This is a genomic window from Mycolicibacterium novocastrense (assembly GCF_001499835.1).
Classification (GTDB): domain Bacteria; phylum Actinomycetota; class Actinomycetes; order Mycobacteriales; family Mycobacteriaceae; genus Mycobacterium; species Mycobacterium novocastrense.
Genome location: NZ_LQIH01000007.1, coordinates 23,298 through 48,377, shown reverse-complemented (window position 1 = coordinate 48,377; position 25,080 = coordinate 23,298). Strand labels below are relative to the sequence as shown.

The 25,080-nt window shown below is 67.2% G+C and carries 29 protein-coding genes and 1 pseudogene; 13 read left to right on the top strand and 17 right to left on the bottom strand.

Features of this window, described 5'->3' with window-relative positions; translation table 11 throughout:
* Positions 1 to 76: 76 nt before the first annotated feature.
* The 3 genes from AU072_RS07345 to AU072_RS28260 all read left to right on the top strand — a co-directional run bounded on the left by AU072_RS07345 (position 77) and on the right by AU072_RS28260 (position 894).
* A complete protein-coding gene (locus AU072_RS07345; RefSeq protein ID WP_064413164.1) occupies positions 77 to 286 on the top strand; it encodes an Rv3202a family protein in 210 nt (69 codons plus the stop codon).
* Between the two features lie 71 nt (positions 287 to 357).
* Positions 358 to 702: a hypothetical protein gene (locus tag AU072_RS07340; RefSeq protein ID WP_064413163.1), complete on the top strand. Its 345-nt coding sequence runs from the start codon at positions 358 to 360 to the stop codon at positions 700 to 702.
* Positions 703 to 753: 51 nt separating this feature from the next.
* Positions 754 to 894, top strand: a complete 141-nt coding sequence (locus AU072_RS28260; protein ID WP_165595593.1) for a hypothetical protein — start codon at positions 754 to 756, stop codon at positions 892 to 894.
* A 3-nt stretch (positions 895 to 897) separates the two neighbouring features.
* Here the strand turns inward: AU072_RS28260 and AU072_RS07335 are convergent, their stop codons facing one another.
* Positions 898 to 1,779 (bottom strand): TIGR03854 family LLM class F420-dependent oxidoreductase, encoded by an 882-nt coding sequence (locus AU072_RS07335; protein WP_064413256.1) that lies wholly within the window; start codon positions 1,777 to 1,779, stop codon positions 898 to 900.
* A gap of 94 nt (positions 1,780 to 1,873) precedes the next feature.
* Here AU072_RS07335 and AU072_RS07330 point away from each other — a divergent pair, with 94 nt between their 5' ends.
* The 3 genes from AU072_RS07330 (at position 1,874) to AU072_RS07320 (ending at position 4,308) form a co-directional block, all read left to right on the top strand.
* On the top strand, positions 1,874 to 2,338 hold the full coding sequence (locus AU072_RS07330) for an SRPBCC family protein (RefSeq protein WP_064413162.1): 465 nt from the start codon (positions 1,874 to 1,876) through the stop codon (positions 2,336 to 2,338).
* 93 nt (positions 2,339 to 2,431) lie between these two features.
* On the top strand, positions 2,432 to 2,935 hold the full coding sequence (locus AU072_RS07325; RefSeq protein WP_064413161.1) for a Cif family virulence factor: 504 nt from the start codon (positions 2,432 to 2,434) through the stop codon (positions 2,933 to 2,935).
* Positions 2,936 to 2,997: 62 nt separating this feature from the next.
* A complete protein-coding gene (locus AU072_RS07320; protein WP_064413160.1) occupies positions 2,998 to 4,308 on the top strand; it encodes a cytochrome P450 in 1,311 nt (436 codons plus the stop codon).
* Here the strand turns inward: AU072_RS07320 and AU072_RS07315 are convergent.
* Positions 4,271 to 5,590, bottom strand: a complete 1,320-nt coding sequence (locus tag AU072_RS07315; RefSeq protein WP_064413159.1) for an FAD-dependent oxidoreductase — start codon at positions 5,588 to 5,590, stop codon at positions 4,271 to 4,273. The two genes, AU072_RS07320 and AU072_RS07315, sit on opposite strands and share 38 nt — an antisense overlap.
* Positions 5,591 to 5,645: 55 nt before the next feature.
* Between AU072_RS07315 and AU072_RS07310 the strand changes: the two genes are divergently transcribed.
* Both AU072_RS07310 and AU072_RS07305 read left to right on the top strand, forming a co-directional pair.
* Positions 5,646 to 6,290 (top strand): TetR/AcrR family transcriptional regulator, encoded by a 645-nt coding sequence (locus tag AU072_RS07310; protein ID WP_064413158.1) that lies wholly within the window; start codon positions 5,646 to 5,648, stop codon positions 6,288 to 6,290.
* Positions 6,291 to 6,299: 9 nt separating this feature from the next.
* Positions 6,300 to 7,400: an Rv2629 family ribosome hibernation factor gene (locus tag AU072_RS07305; RefSeq protein ID WP_064413157.1), complete on the top strand. Its 1,101-nt coding sequence runs from the start codon at positions 6,300 to 6,302 to the stop codon at positions 7,398 to 7,400.
* Between the two features lie 13 nt (positions 7,401 to 7,413).
* Here the strand turns inward: AU072_RS07305 and AU072_RS07300 are convergent, their stop codons facing one another.
* The 4 genes and pseudogenes from AU072_RS07300 to AU072_RS07285 all read right to left on the bottom strand — a co-directional run bounded on the left by AU072_RS07300 (position 7,414) and on the right by AU072_RS07285 (position 10,284).
* A complete protein-coding gene (locus AU072_RS07300) occupies positions 7,414 to 8,112 on the bottom strand; it encodes an HAD family hydrolase (RefSeq protein WP_064413156.1) in 699 nt (232 codons plus the stop codon).
* Positions 8,109 to 8,564 (bottom strand): hypothetical protein, encoded by a 456-nt coding sequence (locus tag AU072_RS07295; RefSeq protein WP_082680677.1) that lies wholly within the window; start codon positions 8,562 to 8,564, stop codon positions 8,109 to 8,111. Before AU072_RS07295 ends, AU072_RS07300 begins: the two co-directional genes overlap by 4 nt.
* Positions 8,565 to 8,835: 271 nt before the next feature.
* The gene (locus AU072_RS07290) at positions 8,836 to 9,234 is read right to left on the bottom strand and encodes a hypothetical protein (protein WP_064413255.1); all 399 of its coding nucleotides are present in this window, start codon (positions 9,232 to 9,234) and stop codon (positions 8,836 to 8,838) included.
* 139 nt (positions 9,235 to 9,373) lie between these two features.
* A pseudogene (locus AU072_RS07285) lies at positions 9,374 to 10,284 on the bottom strand (dienelactone hydrolase family protein).
* A 157-nt stretch (positions 10,285 to 10,441) separates the two neighbouring features.
* Between AU072_RS07285 and AU072_RS07280 the strand changes: the two are divergent.
* Together AU072_RS07280 and AU072_RS07275 are read left to right on the top strand one after the other, a co-directional pair.
* Positions 10,442 to 12,232, top strand: a complete 1,791-nt coding sequence (locus AU072_RS07280; RefSeq protein WP_064413155.1) for an N-acyl-D-amino-acid deacylase family protein — start codon at positions 10,442 to 10,444, stop codon at positions 12,230 to 12,232.
* The gene (locus AU072_RS07275) at positions 12,222 to 12,665 is read left to right on the top strand and encodes a nuclear transport factor 2 family protein (protein WP_064413154.1); all 444 of its coding nucleotides are present in this window, start codon (positions 12,222 to 12,224) and stop codon (positions 12,663 to 12,665) included. The genes AU072_RS07280 and AU072_RS07275 overlap by 11 nt, the downstream gene beginning before the upstream one ends.
* 33 nt (positions 12,666 to 12,698) lie before the next feature.
* On the opposite strand, the gene AU072_RS07270 is transcribed toward AU072_RS07275, so the two are convergent.
* The 4 genes from AU072_RS07270 to bfr all read right to left on the bottom strand — a co-directional run bounded on the left by AU072_RS07270 (position 12,699) and on the right by bfr (position 17,399).
* Positions 12,699 to 14,069: a type I glutamate--ammonia ligase gene (locus tag AU072_RS07270; RefSeq protein ID WP_064413153.1), complete on the bottom strand. Its 1,371-nt coding sequence runs from the start codon at positions 14,067 to 14,069 to the stop codon at positions 12,699 to 12,701.
* 21 nt (positions 14,070 to 14,090) lie between these two features.
* Positions 14,091 to 14,573, bottom strand: a complete 483-nt coding sequence (locus AU072_RS07265) for a carboxymuconolactone decarboxylase family protein (RefSeq protein WP_064346349.1) — start codon at positions 14,571 to 14,573, stop codon at positions 14,091 to 14,093.
* Positions 14,574 to 14,635: 62 nt separating this feature from the next.
* Positions 14,636 to 16,687: an MDR family MFS transporter gene (locus AU072_RS07260; protein ID WP_064413152.1), complete on the bottom strand. Its 2,052-nt coding sequence runs from the start codon at positions 16,685 to 16,687 to the stop codon at positions 14,636 to 14,638.
* Positions 16,688 to 16,913: 226 nt separating this feature from the next.
* Positions 16,914 to 17,399 (bottom strand): bacterioferritin, encoded by a 486-nt coding sequence (gene bfr, locus AU072_RS07255; RefSeq protein ID WP_064346351.1) that lies wholly within the window; start codon positions 17,397 to 17,399, stop codon positions 16,914 to 16,916.
* Positions 17,400 to 17,640: 241 nt separating this feature from the next.
* Here bfr and AU072_RS07250 point away from each other — a divergent pair, with 241 nt between their 5' ends.
* Together AU072_RS07250 and AU072_RS07245 are read left to right on the top strand one after the other, a co-directional pair.
* The gene (locus tag AU072_RS07250; RefSeq protein WP_064413151.1) at positions 17,641 to 18,273 is read left to right on the top strand and encodes a hypothetical protein; all 633 of its coding nucleotides are present in this window, start codon (positions 17,641 to 17,643) and stop codon (positions 18,271 to 18,273) included.
* 10 nt (positions 18,274 to 18,283) lie between these two features.
* Positions 18,284 to 18,481 (top strand): (2Fe-2S)-binding protein, encoded by a 198-nt coding sequence (locus AU072_RS07245; protein ID WP_064413150.1) that lies wholly within the window; start codon positions 18,284 to 18,286, stop codon positions 18,479 to 18,481.
* A 7-nt stretch (positions 18,482 to 18,488) separates the two neighbouring features.
* On the opposite strand, the gene AU072_RS07240 is transcribed toward AU072_RS07245, so the two are convergent.
* From AU072_RS07240 to AU072_RS07220, 6 genes are read right to left on the bottom strand one after another with little or no spacing between them, the layout of a single operon-like run.
* Complete coding sequence (locus AU072_RS07240) at positions 18,489 to 19,256, bottom strand: enoyl-CoA hydratase/isomerase family protein (RefSeq protein ID WP_064413149.1); 768 nt, start codon at positions 19,254 to 19,256, stop codon at positions 18,489 to 18,491.
* A gap of 16 nt (positions 19,257 to 19,272) precedes the next feature.
* Entirely contained in the window at positions 19,273 to 19,401 is a 129-nt protein-coding gene (locus AU072_RS28765; RefSeq protein WP_268874531.1) for a hypothetical protein, read from the bottom strand.
* Between the two features lie 21 nt (positions 19,402 to 19,422).
* Positions 19,423 to 20,124 carry an EthD domain-containing protein gene (locus tag AU072_RS07235; RefSeq protein ID WP_064413148.1) on the bottom strand — a complete coding sequence of 234 codons (702 nt, stop codon included), beginning with the start codon at positions 20,122 to 20,124 and terminating at the stop codon, positions 19,423 to 19,425.
* Between the two features lie 26 nt (positions 20,125 to 20,150).
* The gene (locus AU072_RS07230) at positions 20,151 to 20,519 is read right to left on the bottom strand and encodes a hypothetical protein (protein WP_064413147.1); all 369 of its coding nucleotides are present in this window, start codon (positions 20,517 to 20,519) and stop codon (positions 20,151 to 20,153) included.
* A complete protein-coding gene (scnC, locus tag AU072_RS07225; RefSeq protein ID WP_064413146.1) occupies positions 20,516 to 21,229 on the bottom strand; it encodes a thiocyanate hydrolase subunit gamma in 714 nt (237 codons plus the stop codon). Before scnC ends, AU072_RS07230 begins: the two co-directional genes overlap by 4 nt.
* The gene (locus AU072_RS07220; RefSeq protein ID WP_064413254.1) at positions 21,226 to 22,062 is read right to left on the bottom strand and encodes an SH3-like domain-containing protein; all 837 of its coding nucleotides are present in this window, start codon (positions 22,060 to 22,062) and stop codon (positions 21,226 to 21,228) included. The genes scnC and AU072_RS07220 overlap by 4 nt, the downstream gene beginning before the upstream one ends.
* Positions 22,063 to 22,496: 434 nt before the next feature.
* Between AU072_RS07220 and AU072_RS07215 the strand changes: the two genes are divergently transcribed.
* The gene (locus tag AU072_RS07215) at positions 22,497 to 24,443 is read left to right on the top strand and encodes an FUSC family protein (protein WP_120270971.1); all 1,947 of its coding nucleotides are present in this window, start codon (positions 22,497 to 22,499) and stop codon (positions 24,441 to 24,443) included.
* Here AU072_RS07215 and AU072_RS07210 read toward each other — a convergent pair.
* Positions 24,415 to 25,041, bottom strand: a complete 627-nt coding sequence (locus AU072_RS07210) for a PaaI family thioesterase (RefSeq protein WP_064413145.1) — start codon at positions 25,039 to 25,041, stop codon at positions 24,415 to 24,417. The genes AU072_RS07215 and AU072_RS07210 overlap by 29 nt on opposite strands.
* Positions 25,042 to 25,080 lie beyond the last annotated feature (39 nt).

Here is a 25,080-nt window from a genome sequence, read left to right as displayed (position 1 = left end):
GCCGGGTGGCACGGCGCCATGACCGCACTATCGTTGGACTTCAGACGGGCGACCCCGAAGAGAACGGAGACCGATCATGAGCACACCTGACGGCCTCGCGTTCGGCGATGCCATTCCCGAAGCCGACGTGGCCGACCAGCACACCCCGGTGGATCCCGACGACGCCGACACCTGGCAGGACGCGTCGGCGATCACCCCCGACCGCACGTGGGACGCCAACGAGGCGGATCTGGTCGATCAGGCGATCGAGGTGCCGATCCCCGACGACGACCTACCGTCGGAATAGCCCCGCCATTTGGCGCCCTTCGTCGAGAAGATCGGCTGTCACGCCCGCTTGCGGGTAGTAAGCATGACGCCATGGACCTCCGTGCAGAACTGCTCGACAGTCTCGATTTCGATCCCAACGCCTCGCGTGTCTTCGGCCAGCCCTACGAGACGGCCGACGGCACCACCGTCATCCCCGTCGCGGCGGTCCGGGGCCGGGCCCGGCGCGGCAATCAGCCGAATGTCAAGGTGATGACCAGGCCGGCCGGTGTGTTCGTCATCAAGGACGGCGACGCCGTATGGCGACCCGCGGTCGACGCGACCCGCATCGCGCTTGCCGGAATCCTGGTCGGGCTGGTTACCTCAACGCTGGCCGGGGTGGCGATGGTTCGACGGCCGCCCTGGCCCGACCTGTACGGCGACATCTCGTCGCGGTGAGGACGTGGGCGCCGACGGTTTCGCCGGATCGGCGTCGGGTACGCCCGCGCCATGAGCACAGACGCAGCCGGCGGTAGCGACTACCGCGCCGACCAGGACCCCGACGCCGATCCCGAGATGAAAGAGGACAAGGCGATCCGGCAACCCGACCAGGCCGAAGGGGCCGATGACCGCGGTGAGACGAATGGCTGACGGTCAGTTCTGCCGCGGAAGCAGTTCGGCGACGAACCGGTCGACGAATTCGGTCATCGTGAAGCGCCCCGCCGGACGAATGACGAATTTGGTCAGGCCGGCCTCCTGATAGGCGTCGAGTTGCCGGTGCAGCTGTGGCCAGCCGTCGGCGATCAGCTCGGAAGGGTCGACGTCGGGGCGGCGCCGGCTGATCGCGGCCAGCATCTGCGGCGACGGTCCGCCGTCGGCGACGGCGAGGTTGATGCCGAAATGGTCCGGCTCGACCTCACGTTCGGCAGCCTCGGCCGCGCGCTGGATCGCCTCTCGGGCGCGCCGCGCCTCGGCGGGGGTGACAAAGCTGCCCAGCCAACCGTCTCCCAGCCGACCGATGCGCCGGAAGGCGGCGGGTGCGGACCCGCCCAGCCAGATGTCGAGCGGTTCGACGGGCCGGGGAGCCACGGTCGCCGAACGCACCTTGTAGTAGTCACCGTCGAACGAGACGTCGTCGTGTTCGAGCACCGTACGAAGCAACCGCAGCGCCTCGTCGAACACCGCGGCGCGCGCACCGTCGGGCACGACGAAGATTTCGCGCTCGGCGGCGACGGCTGACCGCAGCCCGAAGACCGGCAGCACCCGCTTCGGACCCAACGCGGCCAGTGAGGCCAGCTGCTTGGCGACGAGCACCGGATGCCGTCCTGGGAGCACCGCGACCGACGTACCGACCTTCAAGCTGCGGGTACGCGCCAGAGCGAAGGCCATCCCAACGAACGGATCGACGGCCTCGGAGTACACGAGTTCGGAAAACCACAGCGAGTCCACGCCGGTGGCCTCCAGATGGTCGACGATGTCCGGCAGCAGTTCTGGCCCGATGCCGGCGGCGAGGCCGATTCCGAATCGAATTTTCACGTCGCCGCCATCGTACTTACCAGTGCGTTCACGGTGCATTCGGTCGACAGGGCGCTAGGGTTCTCGAAAACGCTTGCCAGAGAGCGAGGAAACGGTGGACGGTGCGGTGACGGTGTCGATGGCGGCGCCGGCGGAGCGGATCTGGGACTTGATCGCCGATGTACGGAACACCGGCAAGTTCTCCCCCGAAGTCATGGAGGCCGAATGGCTCGGCGGTGCCACCGGGCCTGCGTTGGGTGCGCGGTTTCGCGGTCACGTCAAACGCAACGAGATCGGGCCCGTGTACTGGACGACGTGCGAGGTGACCGCCTGCGAACCCAACCGGGAATTCGGCTTCGCGGTGCTCATCGGGGACAAGGCGGTGAACAACTGGCATTACCGGCTCACCCCCGTCGACGGCGGTACCGAGGTCACCGAGTCCTTCCGGCTCAACGACTCGGTGCTGATGAAGTTGTTCTCGGTGTTGGGAGGACAGCTCCGGCGCCGGCGCAACATCCGCGACATGCGCAAGACGCTCGAGCGCATCAAGGCGGTGGTCGAGGCGCCCGAGGGCGACTGAAAGCCTTGTCCGCCAACGATCGTGAATCCGCCCCGGCGGGGCCGCCCCTTTGGTAGAACGGTGCCAGTTCGCCGCGATGCCGAGGAGCCTGCGATGGGTCAGTGGTCACGTGAGGAGATCGACGAGGCGTTTCGCGCTTATCAGGACGCGGTCGTCGACATCGGCACGACGTGGAACTGGTCGAGCTATGCCGATCACTTCACCGAGGACGCGACCTACGTCGAGCATGCGCTGGGCGACATGTCCGGCCGAGAGGCCATCCGCGACTGGATCGTCTCGACGATGAACACGTTCCCCGGCAGCGAGATGCCCTTCTATCCGGTCGAGTGGTATTCGATCGACGTCGACAAGGGCTGGGTGATCAACCGCAACGTCAACACGATGAAGGATCCGGGCGACGGCAGCGTGCACGGCACACCGGTGATCACGGTGCTCAGGTACGCAGGCGACGGGAAGTGGAGCTACGAAGAGGACGCGTACAACCCGATGAACTTCCTGGTGATGGTGCAGGGCTACGTCCAGCGCTGTCATGAGCTCGGCACCCTCTCCGACGATGCCCGCGTGTTCGCCGAGAACATGAACTGGCAGTTGCCGTAGGCCATTTGGCCACTGCGGCCGAATCGCCCTCCCGGCGCGGATATCGGCCTACCCTCGAACGGGTGGACACCGCTACGCCGCCCACCTTCGGCGCGCACCTGGTCAAGGAGAACGGCGCCCCTCCGCCCGAGGTGCCGCTGTCCGAGGTCGACCTGGGCTCCTGGAACTTCTGGGTCAAGCCCGACGACTTCCGCGACGGCGCCTTCGCCACGCTGCGCCGCGAGGCGCCGGTCTCGTTCCACTCGCCCCTGGAGACACCCGGCGTGGAGGAAGGCCCCGGACACTGGGCGATCACCAAGTTCGACGACGTCTGGTACGCCAGCAGACATCCGCATATCTTCAGCTCGAGCCCGAGCATCACGATCAACGACGCGAACCCGGAGCTGTCGGAGTATTTCGGCTCGATGATCGTGACCGACGATCCGCGGCATCTTCGGCTGCGCAACATCGTCAGTCGTGCCTTCACGCCGAGGGTGGTGGCGCGCACCGAGGCTTCGGTCAGGGACCGTGCCCGGCGCCTCGTCGAAGGGATGATCGCCGAACATCCCGACGGCCACGGCGAGGTCGTCGCGGAGTTGGCCGGGCCGCTGCCCCTGCAGGTGATCTGCGACATGATGGGCATCCCGGAGGGCGACCACCAGCAGATCTTCCACTGGACCAACGTGATCCTGGGCTTCGGGGACAAAGACATCGCTCAGGACTATGAGGAGTTCGTCAAGGTCGCGATGGACATCGGCGCCTACGCGACCGCTCATGCCGAGGATCGTCGCGCGCGTCCCCAGGAGGACCTGACGACCGCGCTGGTGGAGGCCGAGGTCGACGGAGAGCGATTGACGTCGGCCGAGATCGCATCGTTCTTCATCCTGTTGGTGGTGGCCGGCAACGAGACCACCCGCAACGCGATCAGCCACGGCGTGCTGGCGCTCACCCGCTATCCACGTGAGCGCGAGCGCTGGTGGGCGGACTACGAGGCCGTCGCCCCCACCGCGGTCGAGGAGATCGTCCGGTGGGCGTTCCCGGTGAACTACATGCGCCGCACCCTGACCGAAGACTGCGAACTCAGCGGCGTCACAATGTCTGCGGGTGACAAGGCCACGCTGTGGTACTGCTCGGCGAACCGCGACGAGGACAAGTTCGCCGACCCGTGGACGTTCGACGTGACGCGCAACCCCAATCCGCATGCTGGATTCGGTGGTGGTGGAGCCCATTTCTGCCTGGGCGCCAACCTCGCCCGGCGTGAGATCAGCGTCGTGTTCGAGGAGTTGCACCGCCAGCTACCCGATATCGCCGCCACCGAGGAACCGGCGAGGTTACTGTCACCGTTCATTCACGGGATCAAGCGCTTACCGGTGTCCTGGACGCCGCCTCGATGAGCTCGTCGCGGCGGGGGCCCGCCGCAGGCGTTGGGCGCCAACCGCTTTCGTAGACCTTTCTGGCCCGCGGCTCGGCGGCGCGCAGCGTGTCGGGCAGTGCGTCCATCGCGGCGTACGGGCCGACGATGTCACCGAGTTGTGGGTCGGCTTCGGCCGCGGCAACGATCAGATCCGACGGCAGCGGCCTGGTGAGGTCGACGTCGTGACCGGACCATCGCCGCATTCGCTCGGCGTCGGCGTAGCAATGGTCTTCGTACCACGGACGGATGTTGTCGAAACACCACTTGTCGAATTCAAGTGTTGCGCAGCCGATATCGTCACCACAGTGGTCGAGGATGCGCATCAGCTCGCGTCCTTGCATGAGTGCCAGCGCGACGCCGCGCCCCGCGAGCGGGGTGGTCGTGCACACCGCGTCGCCGACGGAGATGAGACCGAGTTGCGTCGGGTCTCCGGAGTCGTCGCATTGCCCTCGGTAGCTGTTGTGTAGACGAGCCCCGGGCATGACATCGGTCAGGGGGCGACTGCGGGACGCGGTGATCCACTCCGAGAGCGCCGGTATCTGGCGGATGGCGGCTTCGAAGATCGCGGGATTACGCAGGAGGCGCAATCGCGGATCGGTGCCATCGTGCACGATCGTGACGGTGAAGGTCGCGTTGTCATGCAGATACGCCAAGGCCCAGTAGCCCGACAGCGAGAGCACGGTGCCGAACGGTGTCGACATCGGCGGCGGTGTGGCCGTCCGGTGTAGGCGATACTGCCGGCTGACATACGCCGCACCGCACACCTCGCTGTCAGCCGTCGGGCGGATCGACCGGGTGAAGCGGCTGTCGCGTCCCGACGCGTCGAGCACCAGGTCTGCCTCCAGCCTCGCCGTCCCGACCCGGACGCCGCCGACACCGGCCCTCACCACGAGCACGTCGTCGACGTTGCCCCGATGGAACCCGATGTTGTGGTGCGCGCGGGCGCAGCCCCAGAGTACGCCGTCGAACGTCGTTCTGCGGCAGCGCAACCCGACTGCCGCGCCGCGCTCATCGGTGGCGGTCTCGGCACCGGCGGCGTGCAGCGCGTCGAGCACCTCGGGCATCTCGGCGGCCAGCGCGTCGATCACCTGGCGACGGAATGTGTGGGCGTGGTGGAACTGCATCACTCCGCGGCGCTGCCACCGTCCGTGTGCCGGTGGGCCGGGGTCGCGGTCGACGACCATCACGGTGTGCCCTCGGCGGGCCGAAGCGATGGCGCTGTATAGCCCCGCCGGTCCGGCGCCGACGACGACGGTTCTCATCGAGTGCTCATTTCGAGTAACCTATGGTGTAATGAATATATAGGAGGTTACTCGAATGTCGGAGCCCGTCAAGCGGCGGTATTCGTCGCGGTTGCGCGCCGCGCAGGCGTCGGACACGCGACGCAGGATCGTTGCGGCCGCCGAGCGCCTGTTCGTCGAACACGGGTACGCGGCGACGACGATCGACGCCGTGGCCGCCGCCGCCGGAGTGAGCCGTAAGACGGTGTTCACGTCGGTCGGCGGCAAGGTGGACCTGCTCAGGGTGGCGATGGAGTGGGCGGTCGCCGGCGATGACGCGCCGGTGGGGTTGGTCGACCGCGACGAGATGCGGGGGCTGCTGGCCGAGGCCGACGCCGCGACGCTGCTGCGGAAGTGGGCCTCGGTCATCACCGCCATCGACGCGCGCACCGCCGGGTTGTTCACGGCGCTGGAGGTCGCGGCGGGGACCGACGACGAGGCGCGCGAATTGGCGAAGCGTTTCGAACGGCAGCGACTCGACGGTGCTCGTCGAATCGTCGACCGCCTCGCGCAGCGCAAGGCGCTCAACCGCGCACTCAAACGCGCCGAGGCGGTGGACGTCGCGTGGCTGTCGATCGATCCCGTCCTCTATGACCGGCTGGTGCGCAGGCGCGGGTGGCCGTCGCGACGGTTCGAGACGTGGTTGGGCGAAAGCTTGTGTCGTCAGCTGCTCCATGGGTAACCAACGGCCATGCATCCCGATCACTTTCGTACTCTGCTGACCTCGAACGGCCCCTATGCCTCGGTGTACTTCGACGACTCCCACAACACCGCCGACGCGGCGGCGCAGATGGACCTGAAGTGGCGCGCGTTGCGTCAGCAACTCGAGGAGCAGGGCGCCGACCCGGCGGTGACCGAAAGCATCGAGCAGGCCGTCACCGACGCGACGCCTCCGGTCGGGCCCAGCGGGCGCGCAGTCGTGGCCAGCGCCGACGGTGTCCTGGTCAACGAACAGCTCATCCGGCCCATCGAGCCTGTCGTCCGGGTCTCGGCGCTGCCCTACATCGTCCCGGTCGTCGAGCACGGCCTCGACCGCCCGACGTACGCCGTGGTGATCGTCGACCACGCGGGCGGCGACATCACGCTGTACCGCGAGGGCACCGTGGTGTCGGACACCGTCGACGGTGACGCCTACCCGGTGCACAAGGCATCGGGCGCGGACACACCGGGGTACGGCGACCCGCAACGCACCACCGATGAAGCGCGTCAACAGAACATCCGGGCCGTCGCCAACCAGCTGACCACGCTGGTCGACGACGCCAAACCCGAAGTCGTGTTCGTCGTCGGTGAGGTTCAGTCGCGCACCGACCTCGTCGCGCAACTACCCGAGCGGGTCGCTTCGCTGGTGGTCGACGTGGCTGTGGGGGCGCGGCAGAGCGGTTTCGACGACGCAGACCTGCAGCACGCGATCGACCAGGAGTTCCAGCGGCGGCGCGTGGCCGAGATCGACGACGCCGCGCAACGCCTGACCGCCGAACTCGGGCGCGGCGAGGGCATGGCGACCGAAGGGCTCGACGGCGTGACGGCGGCGCTGCGGGCCGGCGCGGTCGACACCCTGATCATCGGCGACGTCGGCGACGCGACCGTCGTCGCCGGCGATGACCTGACCACGATCGCGCCGAACCCCAACGTCCTGTCCGAACTCGGTACGGCACCCAGCCAGACCCTGCGGGCCGACGAGGCGCTGCCGATGGCGGCGATCAACACCGGAGCCGCCCTGATCCGCACCGACGAGCGCATCGACCCGGCCGACGGCGTCGCCGCGATCCTGCGGTACGCGTTGCCCCGCTGACGCCGAGCGAGGCTCAGCGGGCGCCGACGATGTTGGCCAGCGCGGCGATCGGCGTGTCATCGAGGTGCTGGCACAACTCCAGTGGATGTTCGAAAACCCGTTGGGCTCCGGCGGTTTCGAGCTCACCGCGGGATACTCCCCCGCTGAGCACACCGATGCTGTCGACGCCGGCGCGTTTACAGGCTTCCACGTCCCAAACGGTGTCGCCGACGAAGACGGCATGCGAGGCCGTCACCCCCGCGCGCTCGAGGGCGATCTCGACGATGTCGGGCTCGGGTTTGGCGGTGTCCACATCCTCAGATGAGGTCACCGCGTAGACCAGGTGGTCGCTGTCGAGCACCTCACGCAGCATCGACAGTTCCTCTTCGGGCGCCGAGGTCGCCAACACGACCCGGATGTCGAGTTTGTGCACCGCCTCGAGCAGCTCCCGTGCACCGGGCAGCCGCCTCAGGTGCGGCGCCAACTCTTTGTAGTAGCGCGAGTGCAGGTCTTTGGCCTGGCTGCGCGCCTCCGTGTCGGCGTCCTCTGCCAGCGTGTCGACCAGCGTCGTGCCGTCCATCCCGATCGAGCGGTGAATGCGCCAGGCCTCGACGGGGTGACCGGCCTCTTCGAACGCGCGATACCAGGCATGCACGTGCAGGTAGTTCGAGTCGACCAGCGTGCCGTCGATATCGAAGAGGACGGCCGAGATGGTCTTGGCTTGGCCGGTCACGACCGGTGGTGCTGCTCGGGGGCGCGGTTGTGCTCGGGACGCGCGGTGTGATCGTCTCGCACACCGTCGGTCTTGGTGGACGGGTCGACGACGGAATCGGACGCGCGGGTCTTCGGGTCCAGGGCGTCGGCGCGAGCGCGTTGTTCGTCGAGTTCGTCGCGCTTGGTGTTGACCGCGTTGCGGTGGGTCTGGGCGGCATCCTGCAGCCGGGCCGCCTCGGCGGCTTTCGCCTCCGCCTCGGCTTGGGCGGCGCGGGCGCGTGCCTCGGTTTCCTGCGCGACGGTCTCGCGCTTGTGAAGATGATGCGACTTCTCGTCGACCTCGGTGCGGAGCCGCTCGGCCTCCATGCGGCGGCGCTTGTTGCGCGCATTGCGCGCCAGGACCGCCACCAGCACGATCGCGGCGATCAGAGCGATTGCGACGATGATCCACACGATGGCGTTGTTATCCATGTCGGCTCCTTTGGTCTGTCGAGCCGGCTCGTTGACGAACCCGCTAATTCTGCGTGTGCCCGGGCGGCAGCCCACCTAAACGGCGGCGGGTCGGACAAGTCGTCGACGGGCAGGAACACGGCGGGCGCTCGGGTTCTTCGACGGTGCCTCGTCCGCGGCCGTCAAGCGGCTCAGTTCGACCCCGTCGGCGCCCGGCCACTACCTGCTTGATGAGTGAAAGCGTTGCAGCGGAGCCGGATTCAGGCCGCAGCGGCGGCGTTGTCGCGTGCTGTTAGAGGGTCGCGGCCAATGGTCCGGACGGTTCGCAGACCGGCTCCGGCGGATTGCCCGACGTCGAACAGCCCCGGCCGGTCGCCACATACGTCGCACCCGGTTGATACGGCGAGTAGTACGCCCGCGCCGTCAACAAGCCGTTGTTCTGCACGCAATTCTCCGGTCCCGTGTTGCCCTGAAGTTCGACGCAGGCGATCGACTGATACGGGGTGCCGCCATCACAGCCGGACGGCGACATCGTCACCGCCACCATGTCCGTGCCCGACACCTGGACGACGTGTGGTGCGGAGAGGGTGAACGTGCACGGCGGATCGGCCGGTTCGGCGTCCGCCACCACCGGGACCGACAGGAAACTCAGGGTGACGGCGAAGACCGTGACCATCAGCGACCTGATCATCTCCGGATCGTAGGCCACCGTTGCCCGGTTGTGCCCGCACTTTGCGCACGGTCGTGAGCCGGCGAGGGTGCGCAACCGCCGTTGTCTGGGCGGCGCGTCGTGACCAGACATGCACGCTCGCTGAGGAGGTTGGGGAACGTCAGGCGACGTAGCGGGTGAACCAGTCCTGCACACGACGCCACGCATCGGCCGCGGCGGTCGCGTTGTAGCGCTCCCCGGTGTCGTTGAAGAACGCGTGATTGGCGTCGGGTTCGGTGACCAACTCGAAAACCAGGCCGGCGCTTTCCAGCGCCGCCCTCGCGACGGGTTCGGTGGCGTTCACCCGCTGATCCTGCGCCGCGTAAATGCCGAGCACGGCAACGTCTTTCGAGCCGGAGAAGTCGGGGTTGTCGGGTGTTGGCCCGTAGAACGGGACAGCCGCCGACAGCCGGGGTTCGCCGGCGGCCAGCAGCCGCCACACATAACCGCCGCCCATGCAGAAGCCGACGGCGGCGATCCTTTTCCCGGGTACGCGCCGCTGCAGTTCGTCGATGCCTGATCTCAGATCCGCGACCGCGTCTTGCGGCGGGATCTTGCCCAGCGCCGCGTCGCCTCCGCGGGGTCGGCGAACGTCGATGTTCCGCCCTGCGCCGACAGCAGGTCGATCGCCAACGCCGAGTAGCCGATTCCGGCGAACCGACCCGCCACCGAACGGATGTAGTCGTTGAGCCCCTTGTTCTCGTGGATCACGAGGACGCCACCACGGACGTCCGGGGCGTCGGCCCAGGCGGCCTGCAGTTCGCCGCGAGGTCCCGCCCAGGTGACCGGTGTGGTGGGCACCGCGGTCTCGCTGCCCGGCGGCGGGGCGCTGTGCGTGGCGGTGCCGCTGGTCGTGGCCGGCGTGTCGGACTTCTGCTCCTGGTTCTGGCCGCACGCGGCGAACAGCGCCGTGGCGCCCGCGGTGCCGACGCCGAGCAGCGCCAGCCGGCGCAACGCCTCGCGCCGAGACAGCAGGCCGTCGACGTGGTCGGTGGCGATCTCTTCGGCGATGTACCGCTGGATGGGGGTCATCCCAGCGAGTATGCCCCGATGCGGACGCCGCCGGAAACCACTGCGCGGACAGGTGGCCGCTCGGATAAGTGCATGTCAGCGGAGTGAGTAGACAAATTTACGAATCTGTTCACGGATTCGATTGACAGGCTAATTGCCGGGGCTGTTCTATGGCGGGGTGACCTACGACACGATCATCCGCAACGGCCGCTGGTTCGATGGCACCGGCGCTCCGTCGGCGATCCGCAACCTCGGTATCCGTGCGGGTCGTGTGGTGGCGGTCAGCCCGGAAGATCTGGACGCGACCGGTTGCCCGCAAATCATCGACGCCACCGGCAAATGGGTCCTGCCCGGCATGCTCGACATCCACACCCACTACGACGTGGAGGTGCTCAACGGTCCCGCCCTCGCCGAGTCGCTGCGCCACGGCGTGACCACGGTGATGCTCGGGTCCTGCTCGCTGTCGACGGTGCACGTCGACGCCGGCGCCGCCGGCGACATCTTCGGCCGGGTGGAGGCGATCCCCCGCGACCACGTGATCGCCGCGGTCGAGCAGCACAAGACCTGGTCGAACTGCGAGGAATACATTCAGGCGCTGGAGTCCCGGCCGCTGGGCCCCAACATCGCGGCCTTCATCGGGCACTCCGATATGCGCGCCGCGATCATGGGACTCGACCGCGCCACGCGTAAAGATCAGCGCCCGACCAAGCCCGAGCAAGCTCAGATGGAGCGCTGGCTGTCGGAGGCGCTGGAGGCCGGCTTCGTCGGGATGTCCTCGCAGCAACTGCTGTTCGACAAGCTCGACGGTGACGTGTGCCGGTCGAGGACTCTTCCGTCGACCTATGCCAGACCGCGCGAACTGCGTCGGCTCAAGGCGCTGCTGCGACGCGCCGGCCGAATCCTGCAGTCGGGCCCCGACATTCAGAACCCGCTCAATCTCGGCTCGCAGCTGGCGCAGTCGCTGGGCATCATCCGCAACCCGCTCAAGACCAGCTTGTTGTCGGCCGCGGACGTGAAATCGAACCCGTACAGCATCCACGCGCTGGGCCCGGCCGCCCGGCTGGTCAACAAGCTCGGCGGGAACTTCCGTTGGCAGCATCTGCCGGTCCCGTTCGAGGTCTATGCCGACGGTATCGATCTGGTGGTCTTCGAGGAGTTCGGCGCGGGCGCGGCGGCGCTGCATCTGCGCGATGAGGTCGAGCGCAACGAGCTCATGCGTGACGCGGCCTACCGGCGCCGGTTCCGCAAGGAGTACGAGAGCAAGCTCGGAATCCGGGTGTGGCAGCGCGACTTCTTCGACGCCGAAATCGTCGCCTGCCCGGACGCGTCGATCGTCGGCAAGTCGTTCGGCCAGGTCGGTCAGGAGCGCGGCGGCGTGCATCCCGTCGACGCCTTCCTGGACCTGGTGCTCGAACACGGCACGGCGTTGCGCTGGCGCACCACGATCTCCAACCACCGACCCGAGGTGCTCAAGAAGCTCGCCGCGGATTCGGGCATCCAGATGGGCTTCTCCGACGCCGGTGCGCACCTGCGCAACATGGCGTTCTACAACATGGGTCTGCGGTTGCTGCGCCACGTGTACCGCGCCGAACGAGCCGGAAAGCCGTTCATGACGGTCGAACACGCGGTCCACCGGCTCACCGGTGAGCTGGCCGACTGGTATCGCCTGGACGCCGGGCACCTGCGTATCGGGGACCGGGCCGACGTGGTGATCGTCGACCCCGCCCACCTCGACGACTCGCTGGACGCGTACGCAGAGGAGCGTGTCGACCACTACGGCGGGCTGTCGCGAATGGTCAATCGCAACGATGACACGGTCTCGGCTGTGTTTGTCGGCGGCCGCGCGGTCTTCCTCGACGGCGAACCGACCGATCTGGTCGGTAAACGGCGGACCGGACGGTTCCTGCGCGCGGCGCACAAGGCGCCCGCGCTTGTCGAGCAGGAAGGTGAATTGGCCAGTGTCGGTTGAGGATACGGTTCTGGGCATGTGGAAGGCGCTGTCGGCGCGTGACTGGGAGGCGGTCAAGACCTTTCTGTCCGACGACTGCATCTACCTCGACATGCCGGTAGGTCCGACGGCCGCTGCGCGCGGGCCGGAGGACATCGTCAAGCGGCTCAAAATCGGCTTGGAGCCGCTGGCCTCCTACGAGAACTTCACCGGGTTGCTGGTCGACAACGGTACCGACGTGATGTACGAGCATTCCGAGGAATGGCATTGGGCCACCGGTGAATCGGCGGTGCTTCAGTTCGTCAGCGTGCATCGCGTCGAGGACGGCAAGATCACGTTGTGGAAGGACTACTGGGACATGGGGGCGCTGGCCAACAACGCCCCGCCCACGTGGATGGAGGACTTCGCCAACGCCGATATGAGCTGGGTGTTCGACGCGACCGGTCTGGTCTGACTCAGACTGCGGGCGCGCGGGGCATGCGAGAAGCTAGACGCTCCAGGCCAACCGGAACTTGTCGGCAGCATCCTGCGCGCTGAGGTCGCCGAAGTTTGTGTGCTCGTAGCGACGTACCGCCACCACGGCGTCGACGACCGCATCGCCGAGGATGCTCCGCATCAGCGAGGACCGCTCGAGCGCGTCGACCGCCTCGGCCTGGTTCTGGGCCATCGTCACGATCCCGGCCCCCTGCCGTTGCTCATCGGTCAGAGTCGAGGGATCGACCGTCGTCTCCGGCGGCGGTGTGAGCTCGCGTTCGATCCCGTCGAGGGCTAGCCCGAGGATCGCCGCCGTCGCCAGGTACGGATTGGCCGAGGGATCGACGACCTTGACTTCGACGTTGGCCCCCTGCGGATTGCTGACGCCGCCGATCAGGAAACGCACTGCGGCCTCGCGGTTCTCGGTGCCCCAGCAGACCGAAGCCCCCGACCAGTGACCAGGTTGCATGCGTTGGCCGGACAACACGGAACCGGCGAGCACGCCCTGAGCCTCGGGCAGGCCGGCGAGCAGACCCGCCAGCGCCGACTCCCCCTCGGGCGTCAGGCCGTTGACACCGTCACCGCCGGAGAACAGCGGGACATCGTCGCGCCGCATCGAGAAGTGTTGATGCGAACCGGATCCGACCTCTCCGGCGAACGGGACCGGCGACAGGCTTACCCGCATTCCGTACCGCCGCGCGACCCGCCCGATGATGATCCGCATCAGCACCAGCGCATCGGCGGCCGCAACCGGTGGCAGTGGTGCCAGCGAGATCTCGAACTGGTTGACGCCGTACTCGGGATGGAACTGCTCGATCGCAACCCCCGATGCGGTTGCCGCGTTGGTGACGTCGCGGACGAACCCCTCGAACTCCAAGAGTCCGGCCAGACCGTATTGGGCCCACAGGTGCGACGGCAACCGGCTGCCGTCGGGCCCGACGAGCACGAACTCCATCTCATGGCCCACGACCGTGCTGATTCCCGCATCGGACAGCCGGTCCGAGACTCGTCCGAGCGCGCCGCGCGTGCAGTAGGCGTCCGGGGTTCCGTCCTGGTTGTAGAAATTGCCTGGCGCCCAGGCTAATCCGTCACCGAGGATACGTAGTGCGGCGAGGTCGATGCGGATCCGCTGATCCCCCACCACGCCGATGTCGTTGCCGAAGACGATTCCGCTCTGGTCGATCGCGAAAACGTGCCACACCGGGCTGGCGCCGAGACCGGGGTCGGCGAACGTGCCCATTCGGCGCAGCGGCACGGTCTTGGCGAGCGTGAGCCCGGCGCCGTTGACGACCGTACCGATGAGGGTGGCGACCCCGTCGGATTCGAGCTGGGCGATCGCCGCCGCCGCGAGCGGTTTGGCTGCCCCTGCGTTCACGACAGCCATTGTGCGCGCCCCGGCTGCGGCCTACAGCGTGATCTTGCAGCTTTGGCCGATGTCGAGCGTGCGCAACATGCGCCCCATGCCGAGCCACATCGCGCATGACAGCGCCAGATCGGTGAGCAACTCTTCGGAGAAGTGCTCGCGGCAACGCTGCCAGAAGTCCTCGTCGTCGCGCAGCCCGGTGTGGTCGCCGGCGAAGCGTTCGGCGAACTCGGCGGCGATGCGCTCCTGGGCGCTGTAGCCGGGCCACGTCCGCCATTCGGCGGCGTGATCGTAGAGATCCTCGTCGACGCCGGCCGCCAGACCTTCGGAGTCGCGGGTGTTCTGGCACACCACGCATTCGTTGTCCAGAGCGATGACCATCCGCGCCAGTTCGCGCACCCGCATCGGCAGCCGGTTCTTGGTGTAAACCGCATTGGTGAAGCCGGCCATCGCAATGCCGATATCCGGCGACTTCGTCACCCAGGCGGCCGCGTCATCGTCGGCGAAATCTCCGATTCGACTCATGGCCGCATCGTACGCCCGCGGTCGTCGAAGTGGAACGCGTTCTAGTTCTCGGACCGGCGCAGTCAGCTGGTGGCGATCAGCTGGGCGCGGTCGTCGGTCCAGTCGCGCTGCAGGAGCATTCGGTGCGCGATGCGCTCCAGTGCGACCTCGACCTGGAACCGGTCGGGGTGCCCTTCGAAGGACGGTGACGTTGCCAACTTCTCGACGATGCGGCCCACGATCGCCGTCGAGATCGCGTCGACCTGCCGGATCCCGTTCTGGGTCAGCCAGAGCCGTTCGCCGGTGCGAAGCGCCAGGCCGCGTCGCACCAGATTATCGAAGGCCGGCTCGATGATCTCGTAGGGCACCCGGAGTCGTTCGGCGATATCGGTCAGCGTCGCCGATCCGAATACCTGGTTCTGCCGGTAGATCTGAAGCAGCGCCCACATCTGACTGACGTCGAGGTCGCACCCGGGTTCGCGGGCCAGACTGCGCAGTCGGATCTCCGGCGAGTCGCGGAACAGCCGGCCGACGGCCACTTCGAGGATCTTCTCGGGCGATTCGGTGCTCGGCATGCCGAAGCCCTCACCCAGGTCAGAGGCCGACACCGTCTCCACCTCCCGCAGCTGCACCTCCTTGAGGAACAGCGAGACGACGAAGCCGACCACCGCCACGGGCACCGCGCACAGGAAGACGCGACCCAGCGAGTCGGCGTAGGCGTCGACGATCGGTGCGGCCATCTGCGGACTGAGCATGTGAAGCGCCTGCGGCGACTCCGCTGCTCGCGGCGGCGCACCGCCGGCGGCCAGCGCGGGTCCGATCCGGCTCGCGAGGAAGTTGGCGAACAGGCTGCCGAAAATCGCTGCGCCGAAGGAGCTTCCGATGGTTCGGAAGAAGGTGACTCCCGACGTGGCCACACCGAGGTCGCTGAAGCTCGAGGTGTTCTGCACGACCAGCACGAGCACCTGCATGCACAGTCCGATCCCGGTGCCGAGGATGAACAGATACAGCGACTGTTGCCAGGTGGGTGTCGCGGCGTCCATACCGGACAACAACAGGAACGCGACCGCCATGGTCGCGGTGCCCGCGATCGGGAAGACCCGGTATCTGCCGGTGCGGCCGACGATCTGGCCGCTGCCGATGGAGGTGATCAGCATGCCCGCGACCATCGGCAGCGTGCGCAGACCCGACGTCGTCGCCGAGACACCGTTGACGAACTGCATGAAGGTCGGCAGGAACGTCAGCGCGCCCAACATCGCAAAGCCCACGATGAACCCGAGGATGCAGCACACCGTGAAAACCGGGCTGGCGAACAACCGGATCGGCAGGATCGGTTCGGCGGTATGGAGTTCCACCCACACGAACACGGCCAGGGCCGCGACCGAGCCCACGAACAACGCGATGATCGGGGCCGACGACCACGCGTACGTGCTGCCGCCCCAACTCGTGGCCAATGTCAGCCCGGAGGCGCCCAGTCCCACGAACACGATGCCCGCGTAGTCGATGACGGCCTTTCCGGATCTGGCCAGCGGCGGGATCGCCACCGCCGCAACGGCGAGCACCACCAGCGCGACGGGCACGTTGATCCAGAATGCCCAGCGCCAGCTGAGGTGGTCGGTGAAGAAGCCGCCGAGCAGCGGCCCGATCACGGTCGTGACACCGAACACCGCGCCGAGCGCGCCCTGATAGCGACCGCGGTCGCGCAGGGGGATGACCTCGCCGATCAACGCCATCGCGGTGACCATGATGGCGCCACCGCCGACGCCCTGCAGAGCCCGGGAGGCGACGAGCATGGTCATCGAACCGGCCATACCGCACAGCACCGACCCGGCCAGGAAGAACAGCACTGCGGCGCCGAACACCGTCTTGCGGCCGAACAGGTCGCCCAGCTTGCCGACGATGGCCGTGACGATGGTGGATGCCAGCAGGTAACTCGTCACCACCCACGACTGGTGGCCCGCGCCGCCGAGGTCGGCGACCACTGTCGGCAGCGCGGTCGCCACGATCGTCTGATCCAGCGCGGCCAGCAGCATCCCGAGCAACACCGCGACGAAGATGGCGTTGCGGCGCCTCGGGCCGATATCCGCGCCGCCGGCGTCGGGATCGGCGGCCGCTGTCGTGGCCTGACTCGTCACTGCTTCCCTTCCGATGCGAACCCTTCAGCCATATCGTTAGTAAGGCTATGAAAGTTACGCACCCGGAGAGGGTTGCCCTCGCGAGCGTGCACAAAACGCCGTACGAGCGTCCGCGAAACGCCGCAAAAGTGCGGCGTTTCGTGGGCAAACACGCGCGCTCGCGGGGCTGTGGAGAGCGCTACCGCGCTACCGCGCTACCGCGCTACCGCGCTACCGCGCTACCGCGCTACAGCGAGGTCGGCGGGCGCGACACGCACTGGGCCGAGTAGAGCTCGTCGCCCAGCTTGTCCATCAGTTGTAGCTGCGTCTCGAGGTAGTCGATGTGCTCCTCCTCGTTATAGAGGATCTTCTCGAGCAGGGTGGCCGAGGTCGCGTCACCCTTCTCGCGGCACATGATGATGCCCGGGCGCAGACGCTCGAGCACCTCGTACTCGATCGCAAGGTCGGCCTCGAACTGCTCACGCAGGGTCTGGCCGATCCGCAGCGAGAAGAGTCGCTGATAGTTGGGCAGCCCGTCGAGGAGGAGAATTCGGTTGGTTATGTCCTCCGCGTGATTCATTTCTTCGAACGACTCTTTGCGCGTGTATTCGGCGAGTTCGGTGAAGCCCCAATTCGCCTGCATCTTCGAATGCAGGAAATACTGGTTAATGGCCGTCAGTTCGCTCGTCAATTGCTCATTGAGCAGTTTGAGGACGTCCGGATCGCCTTGCATGATCGCTCCTAGGCACTTGAGGGCTGGTCAAGAATCGCTGTCGCTCGTGCACCTTCCACGCTAGTGCAGTTACGCCGCGCAAGCGCGCTTTAAAAGCTGCGCGAGGCGTGTTTTCCCGTGGATTCTCAACCGCTCCGGCAACTCGAGGCGCAGATCCGAGACCTAGTCTGGACTGCCTAGGCTAAGTAAGGTTAGACTGCGCTAACCATTGGCGATGGCACGAGCGAGACGGGAAGAATCGATGGGTCAGTACGATCTGCACTCATTGATTTTGGCGTGCGACTTTCGCGTCGCCGACGTCGAGCGGATGTGGAAATGGCTCAAAAAGCGACGCGATAATTTGCAGTCGATTGGCGCTCATCATGTCGTCGTGTACGAGTCGATCTGGGAGCCGAACCGCGTCCTGGTGACAATTGGAATTCGTAACGCGCGGTCAATTCGTGACGTCCTTCGGTCATCGGCGGTTTTCGAGTGGTTCGACACCGCCGGCGTTGACGACATCCCGCCGATCTTCGGTGGCGAAGTCGTCGAGAAGATCGACCTCTACCCGCCTTCGCCCGCCGACCACGTCGGCCGGGTGGTCGTGGGCGTCATGTCGTCGGTGGAGGACGTGTCGGCCCTGATGGTGAAGGTCCACGACGGCATCGAACGCTTCAAGCGCGGCGGAGTGCGCAAGATCTGGGTCTACCGTGCGCTCGACGACGGGCAGGAAGTGATGATCCTGCAGGAGATCGAGGACGAAACCGCCGCGCGGCAGTGGATCGATCACCCGGACGCGGCCGCGGAGTGGATGTCCAACGTGGGACTCGGCCCCTATCCGAGTCACTTCATCGGTCGGTTCGCCCACTTGATGAGCATCGACGGGCAGGGGTGACGGGGGCGCCATGTTTGTCTGCCTGTGTATGGGGATCACCAGCCACGATGTGAGCGAATGCGTTGCCAACGGGGCGCGCACCTCCAAGCAGATCGCCGAGGCGTGCGGCGCCGGCGGCGACTGCGGGCGGTGCCGGCGTACCCTGCGGGCGATCATCGCGGCGCACTCCGAGGCCGACAACGCCGCGCCCAGAGCGGTGAGCCACTAGGGTCGCGTCACTGGTCGCGCTTGCCGGTGAAGTCGGCCAGCGCGCTCGCGTTCGCCGCTGCGCCCATCAACACCGCGAAATGTTCGTTCTCCCGTGCCGTGGCGGCGTTGATCCCCTCGCGGGTCGGCGCCGTCATCGTCTGCTTGACCGCCATCAGACTCGCGATGGGCCGCGACGCGAGGATTTCGGCGTGCCGGCGCGCCTCGGTCAACAACTCCTCGGGAGAGCACACTTTCCAGGCCAGGCCCATCCGGTGCGCCTCGGCCGCGTCCACCCATTCCGATGACATCAGCAGCCATGCGGCGTTCTGCCGACCGATCAGCCGCGGCAACAGATACGACGACGCCGCCTCGGGGGCCACACCGAGGCTGGTGAACGGGGTCTTGAGCCGCGCATCGGCCGACATGAAGACCAGATCGGCGTAGCCGAGGATCGTTGCGCCGATGCCGACACCGACGCCGTTGACCGCACAGATCAACGGTTTGGGGAAATCGGCGAGCGCGTCGATCATCGCGGTGAAGTGGCTGCCCTGTTCGTTGAACGCGGGATCGGTGATGCGCCTGTGCATCTCGTTGAGGTCGTTGCCGGCGCTGAACGCGCGTCCTTCCCCGGTCAACAGGACCACGGCGACCTCGTCATCGGCGGCCGCATCCTTCAGCGCGGTCGCCGTCGCGAGGTACAACTCCTCGTTGAAGGCGTTGAGCACCTCGGGCCGGTTCAGGGTGAGCGTGCGAATCCGGTTGTCGTCGGCGATCCGCAGGGTTGTTTCAGCCACCGCAGCAGATTAAGGGTTACCCGTTGCTGTAGACCCGGGTGGGTGCGACGAGCACCACGGTGCGGCGCTGCTCGCCATCACGCGATCGTATTCCGCCCAGTCGTCGCGGGAGTCGCAGCGCGACGGCATCGTCGAGTGATGTCATGGCTCGCCCTGTGTCGCTGCGCTATTGGTGAAACGGAGTCCGGTACACGTAGCGACTGGTCGGGACCGTGTCGACGTCCCGATTCGCGCCGAATGCCGACGTACTGGCCACCATGCGCTCCATGCGCCTGCGCAACTCGTCGTCATCGGCCGCGCCGAAGAACGCGTGCAGATCGGACAGCGCAGCGGAGGGAAACAGCTCCTCGACGATCGCCGAGACCGGCGGTGCCCCCGGCGTGAGAGCACGCACGACGGCGTTCTGGGTGTAGCCGAACGTCGACTGGGTCTCGATGGCCACGGGCGTGTGGTCGATGTGCCAGCGGGTCAACCAGGTTGCCTCGTCCAGGTCGGCAGGCCTCCGCAGCAGCGCGACGTTGGCGAAGCCCTCGCTCCGCTCCCCCGGCGCGGTGTCCGGCGGTGCCAGCGGCACCGATTCGGTGACCAGGTAGGCGGCCACGTCGTCGGCCTCCTGCCGGAGCCGTGCCACGGCGTCGGTGACCTGATCGCCGTAGGACTGTTGGGTCCACAGGCTGACGAAGCCGACCACAGGTGGGTCCAGCGTGGTCAGCGTCATCAGCGAGTCGCGGACCACACCGTCGCGCACGTTGACCGCCACACCCGGGGTGCCCAGGCTCAGCAGATCCGGGACGACCCGCTCTTGCAGGCGCGCACACCAGGCGTCGTCGGTGTCGGCGCCCCGCAGCGTGATGACGACTTTCTCCACGAAGCGAACCTAACGCGTCGCGGCGGTCAGGCTTCCAACCGCTCGCGGATGCGGGACAGGCGCTGCCTCAGCTCGTTCTCGTCGATCACGCCCCGGGCTACCAGCGAGTGCGCCAGCGCCACCAGTTGGCTCTCGGGGTAGGGCAACTGGGCGTAGCGCGTCGCGGTCAACACGTCCTCCTCGTCGCGGCGCGCCTTGAAGTCGGGGATGTCGGCCTGGCAGGCGGCTCGGTCGAGGGCGTCGCACAATCCGTCGAGGCTCGTCTTCCACGGCGGCACAGGGTTTTCCACGCCGTATTTGGCTGCCATGCGCGACCAGACCTGGTTGCGCTCGACGATCTCCTCGAGCGGGGCGACCGTGGTCTGTTCGATACCGGGATCCGGTGTGCCGCTCATGCTTCCGAGGCGGGGTGAACGGCGGGACGGGTGTCGGTGATGACGTTGGTGGTGACGCCCGGTTTCGGTAGGGCGACGCCGATCAGACAGTCGCGCGTGACGATTTCGGCGAGTTGCTCCTCGGTCCAATCCTCGGTGCCCTCGGGGCGCATGGGCATCACCATGAAGCGGTGCTTCTGGTTGGAGTCCTGCACGCGAACCGTGACCTCGTCGGGCAGGTACAGGCCGAACTCCGCCAGCACCTGACGCGGCCACCGCACCATCCGTCGGCGGTAGTTGGGTGTGCGGTACCACTCCGGTGAGTTGCCCAGGATCGGCCGCGGATAGCAGGAGCACAGCGCGCATACGATCACGTTGTGCACGTCGGGTGTGTCGGCGAGGATCTCGAAAGCCGTGAAATCACTGGGGGTTCCGAACCCGGTCGGCTCCATCCAGTCGACGCCGACCTCCTTGCTTGCGGTCATGGGTTCGGCCAGCGCGAGCTTCTTGAACTCGGGATCCAGCCATGCCCTGGCGACCAGTGTGGCCGCGGGTGTCGGCCCGATCTGTTCGGCGAACTCGGTGAAGCGGCGATGCTCCTCGGCGGTGAAGATGCCCTTCTCGATGCACAGTTCGCGCAACGCGATCTCGAGGACCTCGAAGTCGGTGATCTCGTCGACCATCGGTGCCACCGTCCGATCGTGGTCGTGATCGTGGTCATGCTCTGTCATGAGGCGGCCTCCAGCCAGTGCTCGGGGATCTCGGTCTGTATGACGTCGTCGCCGGTGCCGGTGTAGCCGTGCCACAACTGCGACATGTTGAACCGCACGACGTAGAACCATTCCGGTTTGGCCGGGCGGTCCCAGGTCTCGTCTTCGGCCGCCGGGCTTTCATAGGCGACGGTCGCGATCTCGCCGCGTGCCCCGCGCACGTATTCGGGTGTGCGGGTGTAGAAGATCACCGGGAGCTCGCGCACCAGCACCGAATCGCCGACTTTGAACTTCGGTTCGCCGGCCTGCCCGGCATAGACCTGCGGGTCGCCTTTGCCCACCGCGTGCTTGTGGTGGGCGTTGCGCTTGACGTCTGCCCCGCCTCCTTCGCACTTCGGCTTGGCTTCCAGCTTCTTGCCGGCCAGCCCACCCTCGTAGCGCGCCTTGACCTCTGCCATGCGCTCACTCAGCTCGGTCAGGCCGATGTGGTGCTTCTCGACCAGCACGCGGGCGACGGCCAAGAGCCAGCGGCCGTAGTACGGCAACCCCAGATACTCGGCTCTGCCCACATCGACGTTGCCGATGCGGCGGCGTTCCTCGGAGAGCCAGATCCCGCGCCAGGCCAGCACTTCGCAGATGACATACGTCATGTGTTCCCAGAGCTCGTACTGCTTGTTCTCGTACTTGATCGGCGCATCCGGTTCCCCGCCGACGTCGTGGACGGGTTTGAGATATGCGGTGATCCGGTTGTGATCGAGCAGATCCGGTGTCGGCGCATCCGGCAGTTCGGGATAAGCCGATTTCAACCGGGCCACCAGGTCGAGTTGCGCTGCTCGCTCGGCCGCCGTGCTCATGACGATTCCCTTCGTTGCCGTGGCCGAGCCGCCGTCGATGTGCACGGGTCAACTCGGTGGTAACCATGAGACGGGGTGCTCGTGACACGGAACGGCGGGTCGTCATCGGCTGTCGATTCACGCGCGACAGCGACCTCCGCCACCGGCACCTCCGATGCTGTCACCCGCCGACCCCGTCGGCTGACTTTAACGCCGGACCCGAGTCGGTGCAGGCGAAACGGGCGAGGCTCCCGATCGGCTCACACGGGGGTGGCGGGCTTGTGCTGTGGCACATGAGCTTTGAGACCACGGTGCGCGGCTGCCCGGCGGTGGCCGGTCACATCCCCGCAACATCGGAAAATTGACGCGTGTGATCGGCCGGGGATGCCGTGCCCAAGCGTCAGAATGAGTACGTGAGCACCCGCAGCAGGGTCATCGATGCCCTCCGGCCGACCATGCCCGAACCGTGGGCGGTGGTCAGGAGCCTGCTCGGGGTGTTGGCGGTGGCCGCGATCGCGCTGTTGTGGGAGTCCGGGGCGACCGCTGTCTGGGCAGCAGGGGCGGGGGCCGTCGCCGGCGCCGTCGCCCTTCAGGACAGCCCGGGCGGCCGGATCGCCCGGGTGCTCGTCGTCGCTGTGCAAATGAGCCTGGCGGTCTTCCTCGGATCCCTGCTCTCCTCGTTGGACGCCGCGTTCATCGTGGCCCTGGCGCTCTGGTGCTTCGGCGCCGGATTGCAGTGGGCTGTCGGCAACAACGCAGGCCTGGTGGCCGCCGCAGGAGGAGCGCTGTTCGCGATCGCGCCGCCGCTTTCTCCGTCGGTGTCCTCGGTTCTGGTCCCGACCGCCCTGACGATCGTCGCCGGTGCCCTGCAGGCGGGGTTGATCGCGGTCTGGCCGCCGCAGCGATGGCGCACTCAACGCGAGGCGCTGGCCGACGCGTACGGGGCGCTGGCCTCGGACGCGCGTCAGCTCGCTCACGACGCGGAGACGCCTGCGGGCGCGACACTGAAGCCGTCGTTGCGCGATGCGTTCATCGACACCCAGGCAGGCCGCCGACCCGAGGCGTACCGCGGTGGACATCGGTTGCCCGAACGGATCATGGCGACACTGCGGATGCTGCGTGGCACCCCGGTCGGTGACCGCGACGACGTCGCCCGGGTGCTGGCGGCCGCGGCCGAGGTGCTCGACGCGATCGCCGACCACACCCACGTCGCGCGGCGTAACGCCGAGCACGGCCTGGTTCGGTTGGATGCCGCGGCCGACGCACTGGACGAGCCGGAAAGCCCCGACGTGAAACGGCTTTCCCACCAACTGCACGAAGCGGCGGAGTTGCGTTTTCCGGATCTGTACCGGCCCGACCTGATCAGCCCCGCGCGTGGGGCGCTGGCCTCCGTACGTTCTCACATGACCTTGACTTCGCCGCTTTTCCGGCACGCCGTCCGGCTCTCTGCGGCGGTCGCGCTCGCGGCGTGCGCGGACCGACTCGCTCCTGTCGCGCACGGCTACTGGATCGCGCTGACCGTGCTCATGGTGTTGCGCCCGGAGACCGCCCACACCTACACGCGTTGCGTCGGCCGGCTTGCCGGCATCGGGACCGGAGTCGCCGTCGCTTCGGTGATCGTGATGCTGGCACATCCCACGGGTCTGATCGCCGCCGCACTTGCGACGCTGGGCCTGGCGGCGACATACGCCGCGACCAGGACGGGTTACATCGCCACCAGCGCGGCCCTGGCCGCATCGGTTGTGTTCCTTCTCGAGATCGACGCGGCCACCTCCGGAGCCACACTCGAGGACCGGTTGTTCTCGATCGTGGTCGGTGGCGGCCTCGCGGTCGTAGCGCACGTCGCGTTGCCCGACCATGCGCTGACCCGGCTGCATCACCGCGCCGGCGAACTTCTCAAAACTGAGATCGATTACGCCGCAACGGTGGTCAGGGCATACGTCCACTCCCTCGACCGTCCGGCCGACGCCGTGTCATCGGCGTGGCAACACGCCTACCGCGCCCGCGCCGGATTCGAAGCCGCATCAGGTGCGACCCGAATGGAATCCCGTGAGCTGCGGCGGTGGTTGCGGTCGTACCGCACCGCGCTCAATGCCGTCACGATCTCGTGCACCGCGCTGGAGGCCAATCTGCCCAATCGGCCGCCGCCCACGTTGACTCCCGAATTCATTGCCGCCGTCGACGATTTCGTCGATGCGTTGCGCGGGGCGCCGCCGAATCCGGGAACACCGTGGACCGTGGACATCGCGGCCCTGACCGCGGCCGATCAGCAGGTGCGGGAGAAGGCCGACGGGCTCTCCGGTGACGACGGCGCCGCCCGCGTACTGGTCGCCGAGATCGGGGCGATCACCCGCAGCTTGTCGGGGATCGCCGCTATCCGCGAGCCCACTTCGGCTCGATGAACACGCCCTCGGCTTCCACCGTCACACCCTCGTCGTCGGCGAGAAAACCCGTCGCATAGGACTTGATGCCTTCGGACCTCGTGGTCGTCGCCTCGGCGTGTAGCCGCCCAAGGCGTGTCGGGCGCAGATACCGCAGCGTGATGGTTCCGGTGAAGCGGGGATTGATCGAGTTGGCGGCCACCTCACCGAGCACGTGGTCCAGGATCAGCGCCGAGATTCCACCGTGCACATGTCCCGGCGGGCCCTCGTAGGCGGCGCCGAGCTCGAAGTCGGTGTACACCCTCCCGTCGGGGCCGTGCTCGATGGTCAGCGGCGGTGCGATCGGGTTGCGGAGTCCGATCACCGGGTTGCCCCACGGCAGCCGGTCGCCACCGGTGGTGAAGCGCACGCCGAAGGGCCCGTCGATCTGTCGTGACCGCAGAACCGCCGTCGCGTTGTCGATCTGCTCGCGGATCGCCGAGACCGTATCGGCGTCCACCTCGGTGCGGATCGTCGCGTCGATCAGCTGTCGGACCGATTCGGCGAGCGGGCCGTAGACAGCGCGCATGCGGTCGATCTCCGCTGCCGGTATATCCCCGATATCGGTGAACTCCACCACGCAAGCACTAGAACACGTTCCAGCGCGGGTTGTCGAATC

Bases quoted from the DNA above. Each gene is read 5' to 3' on its own strand.
- AU072_RS07340 (WP_064413163.1), top strand. From the start codon at position 358: ATGGACCTCCGTGCAGAACTGCTCGACAGTCTCGATTTCGATCCCAAC.
- AU072_RS28765 (WP_268874531.1), bottom strand. From the start codon at position 19,401: ATGACATCACTCGACGATGCCGTCGCGCTGCGACTCCCGCGACGACTG.
- AU072_RS07310 (WP_064413158.1), top strand. From the start codon at position 5,646: ATGTCGGAGCCCGTCAAGCGGCGGTATTCGTCGCGGTTGCGCGCCGCG.
- AU072_RS07250 (WP_064413151.1), top strand. From the start codon at position 17,641: ATGGGTCAGTACGATCTGCACTCATTGATTTTGGCGTGCGACTTTCGC.
- scnC (WP_064413146.1), bottom strand. From the start codon at position 21,229: ATGACAGAGCATGACCACGATCACGACCACGATCGGACGGTGGCACCG.
- AU072_RS07305 (WP_064413157.1), top strand. From the start codon at position 6,300: ATGCATCCCGATCACTTTCGTACTCTGCTGACCTCGAACGGCCCCTAT.
- AU072_RS07325 (WP_064413161.1), top strand. From the start codon at position 2,432: ATGGGTCAGTGGTCACGTGAGGAGATCGACGAGGCGTTTCGCGCTTAT.
- AU072_RS07270 (WP_064413153.1), bottom strand. From the start codon at position 14,069: ATGGCTGTCGTGAACGCAGGGGCAGCCAAACCGCTCGCGGCGGCGGCG.
- AU072_RS07345 (WP_064413164.1), top strand. From the start codon at position 77: ATGAGCACACCTGACGGCCTCGCGTTCGGCGATGCCATTCCCGAAGCC.
- AU072_RS07220 (WP_064413254.1), bottom strand. From the start codon at position 22,062: ATGAGCACGGCGGCCGAGCGAGCAGCGCAACTCGACCTGGTGGCCCGG.
- AU072_RS07290 (WP_064413255.1), bottom strand. From the start codon at position 9,234: ATGATCAGGTCGCTGATGGTCACGGTCTTCGCCGTCACCCTGAGTTTC.
- AU072_RS07315 (WP_064413159.1), bottom strand. From the start codon at position 5,590: ATGAGAACCGTCGTCGTCGGCGCCGGACCGGCGGGGCTATACAGCGCC.
- AU072_RS28260 (WP_165595593.1), top strand. From the start codon at position 754: ATGAGCACAGACGCAGCCGGCGGTAGCGACTACCGCGCCGACCAGGAC.
- AU072_RS07295 (WP_082680677.1), bottom strand. From the start codon at position 8,564: ATGGATAACAACGCCATCGTGTGGATCATCGTCGCAATCGCTCTGATC.
- AU072_RS07215 (WP_120270971.1), top strand. From the start codon at position 22,497: ATGCCCGAACCGTGGGCGGTGGTCAGGAGCCTGCTCGGGGTGTTGGCG.
- AU072_RS07245 (WP_064413150.1), top strand. From the start codon at position 18,284: ATGTTTGTCTGCCTGTGTATGGGGATCACCAGCCACGATGTGAGCGAA.
- AU072_RS07230 (WP_064413147.1), bottom strand. From the start codon at position 20,519: ATGAGCGGCACACCGGATCCCGGTATCGAACAGACCACGGTCGCCCCG.
- bfr (WP_064346351.1), bottom strand. From the start codon at position 17,399: ATGCAAGGCGATCCGGACGTCCTCAAACTGCTCAATGAGCAATTGACG.
- AU072_RS07265 (WP_064346349.1), bottom strand. From the start codon at position 14,573: ATGAGTCGAATCGGAGATTTCGCCGACGATGACGCGGCCGCCTGGGTG.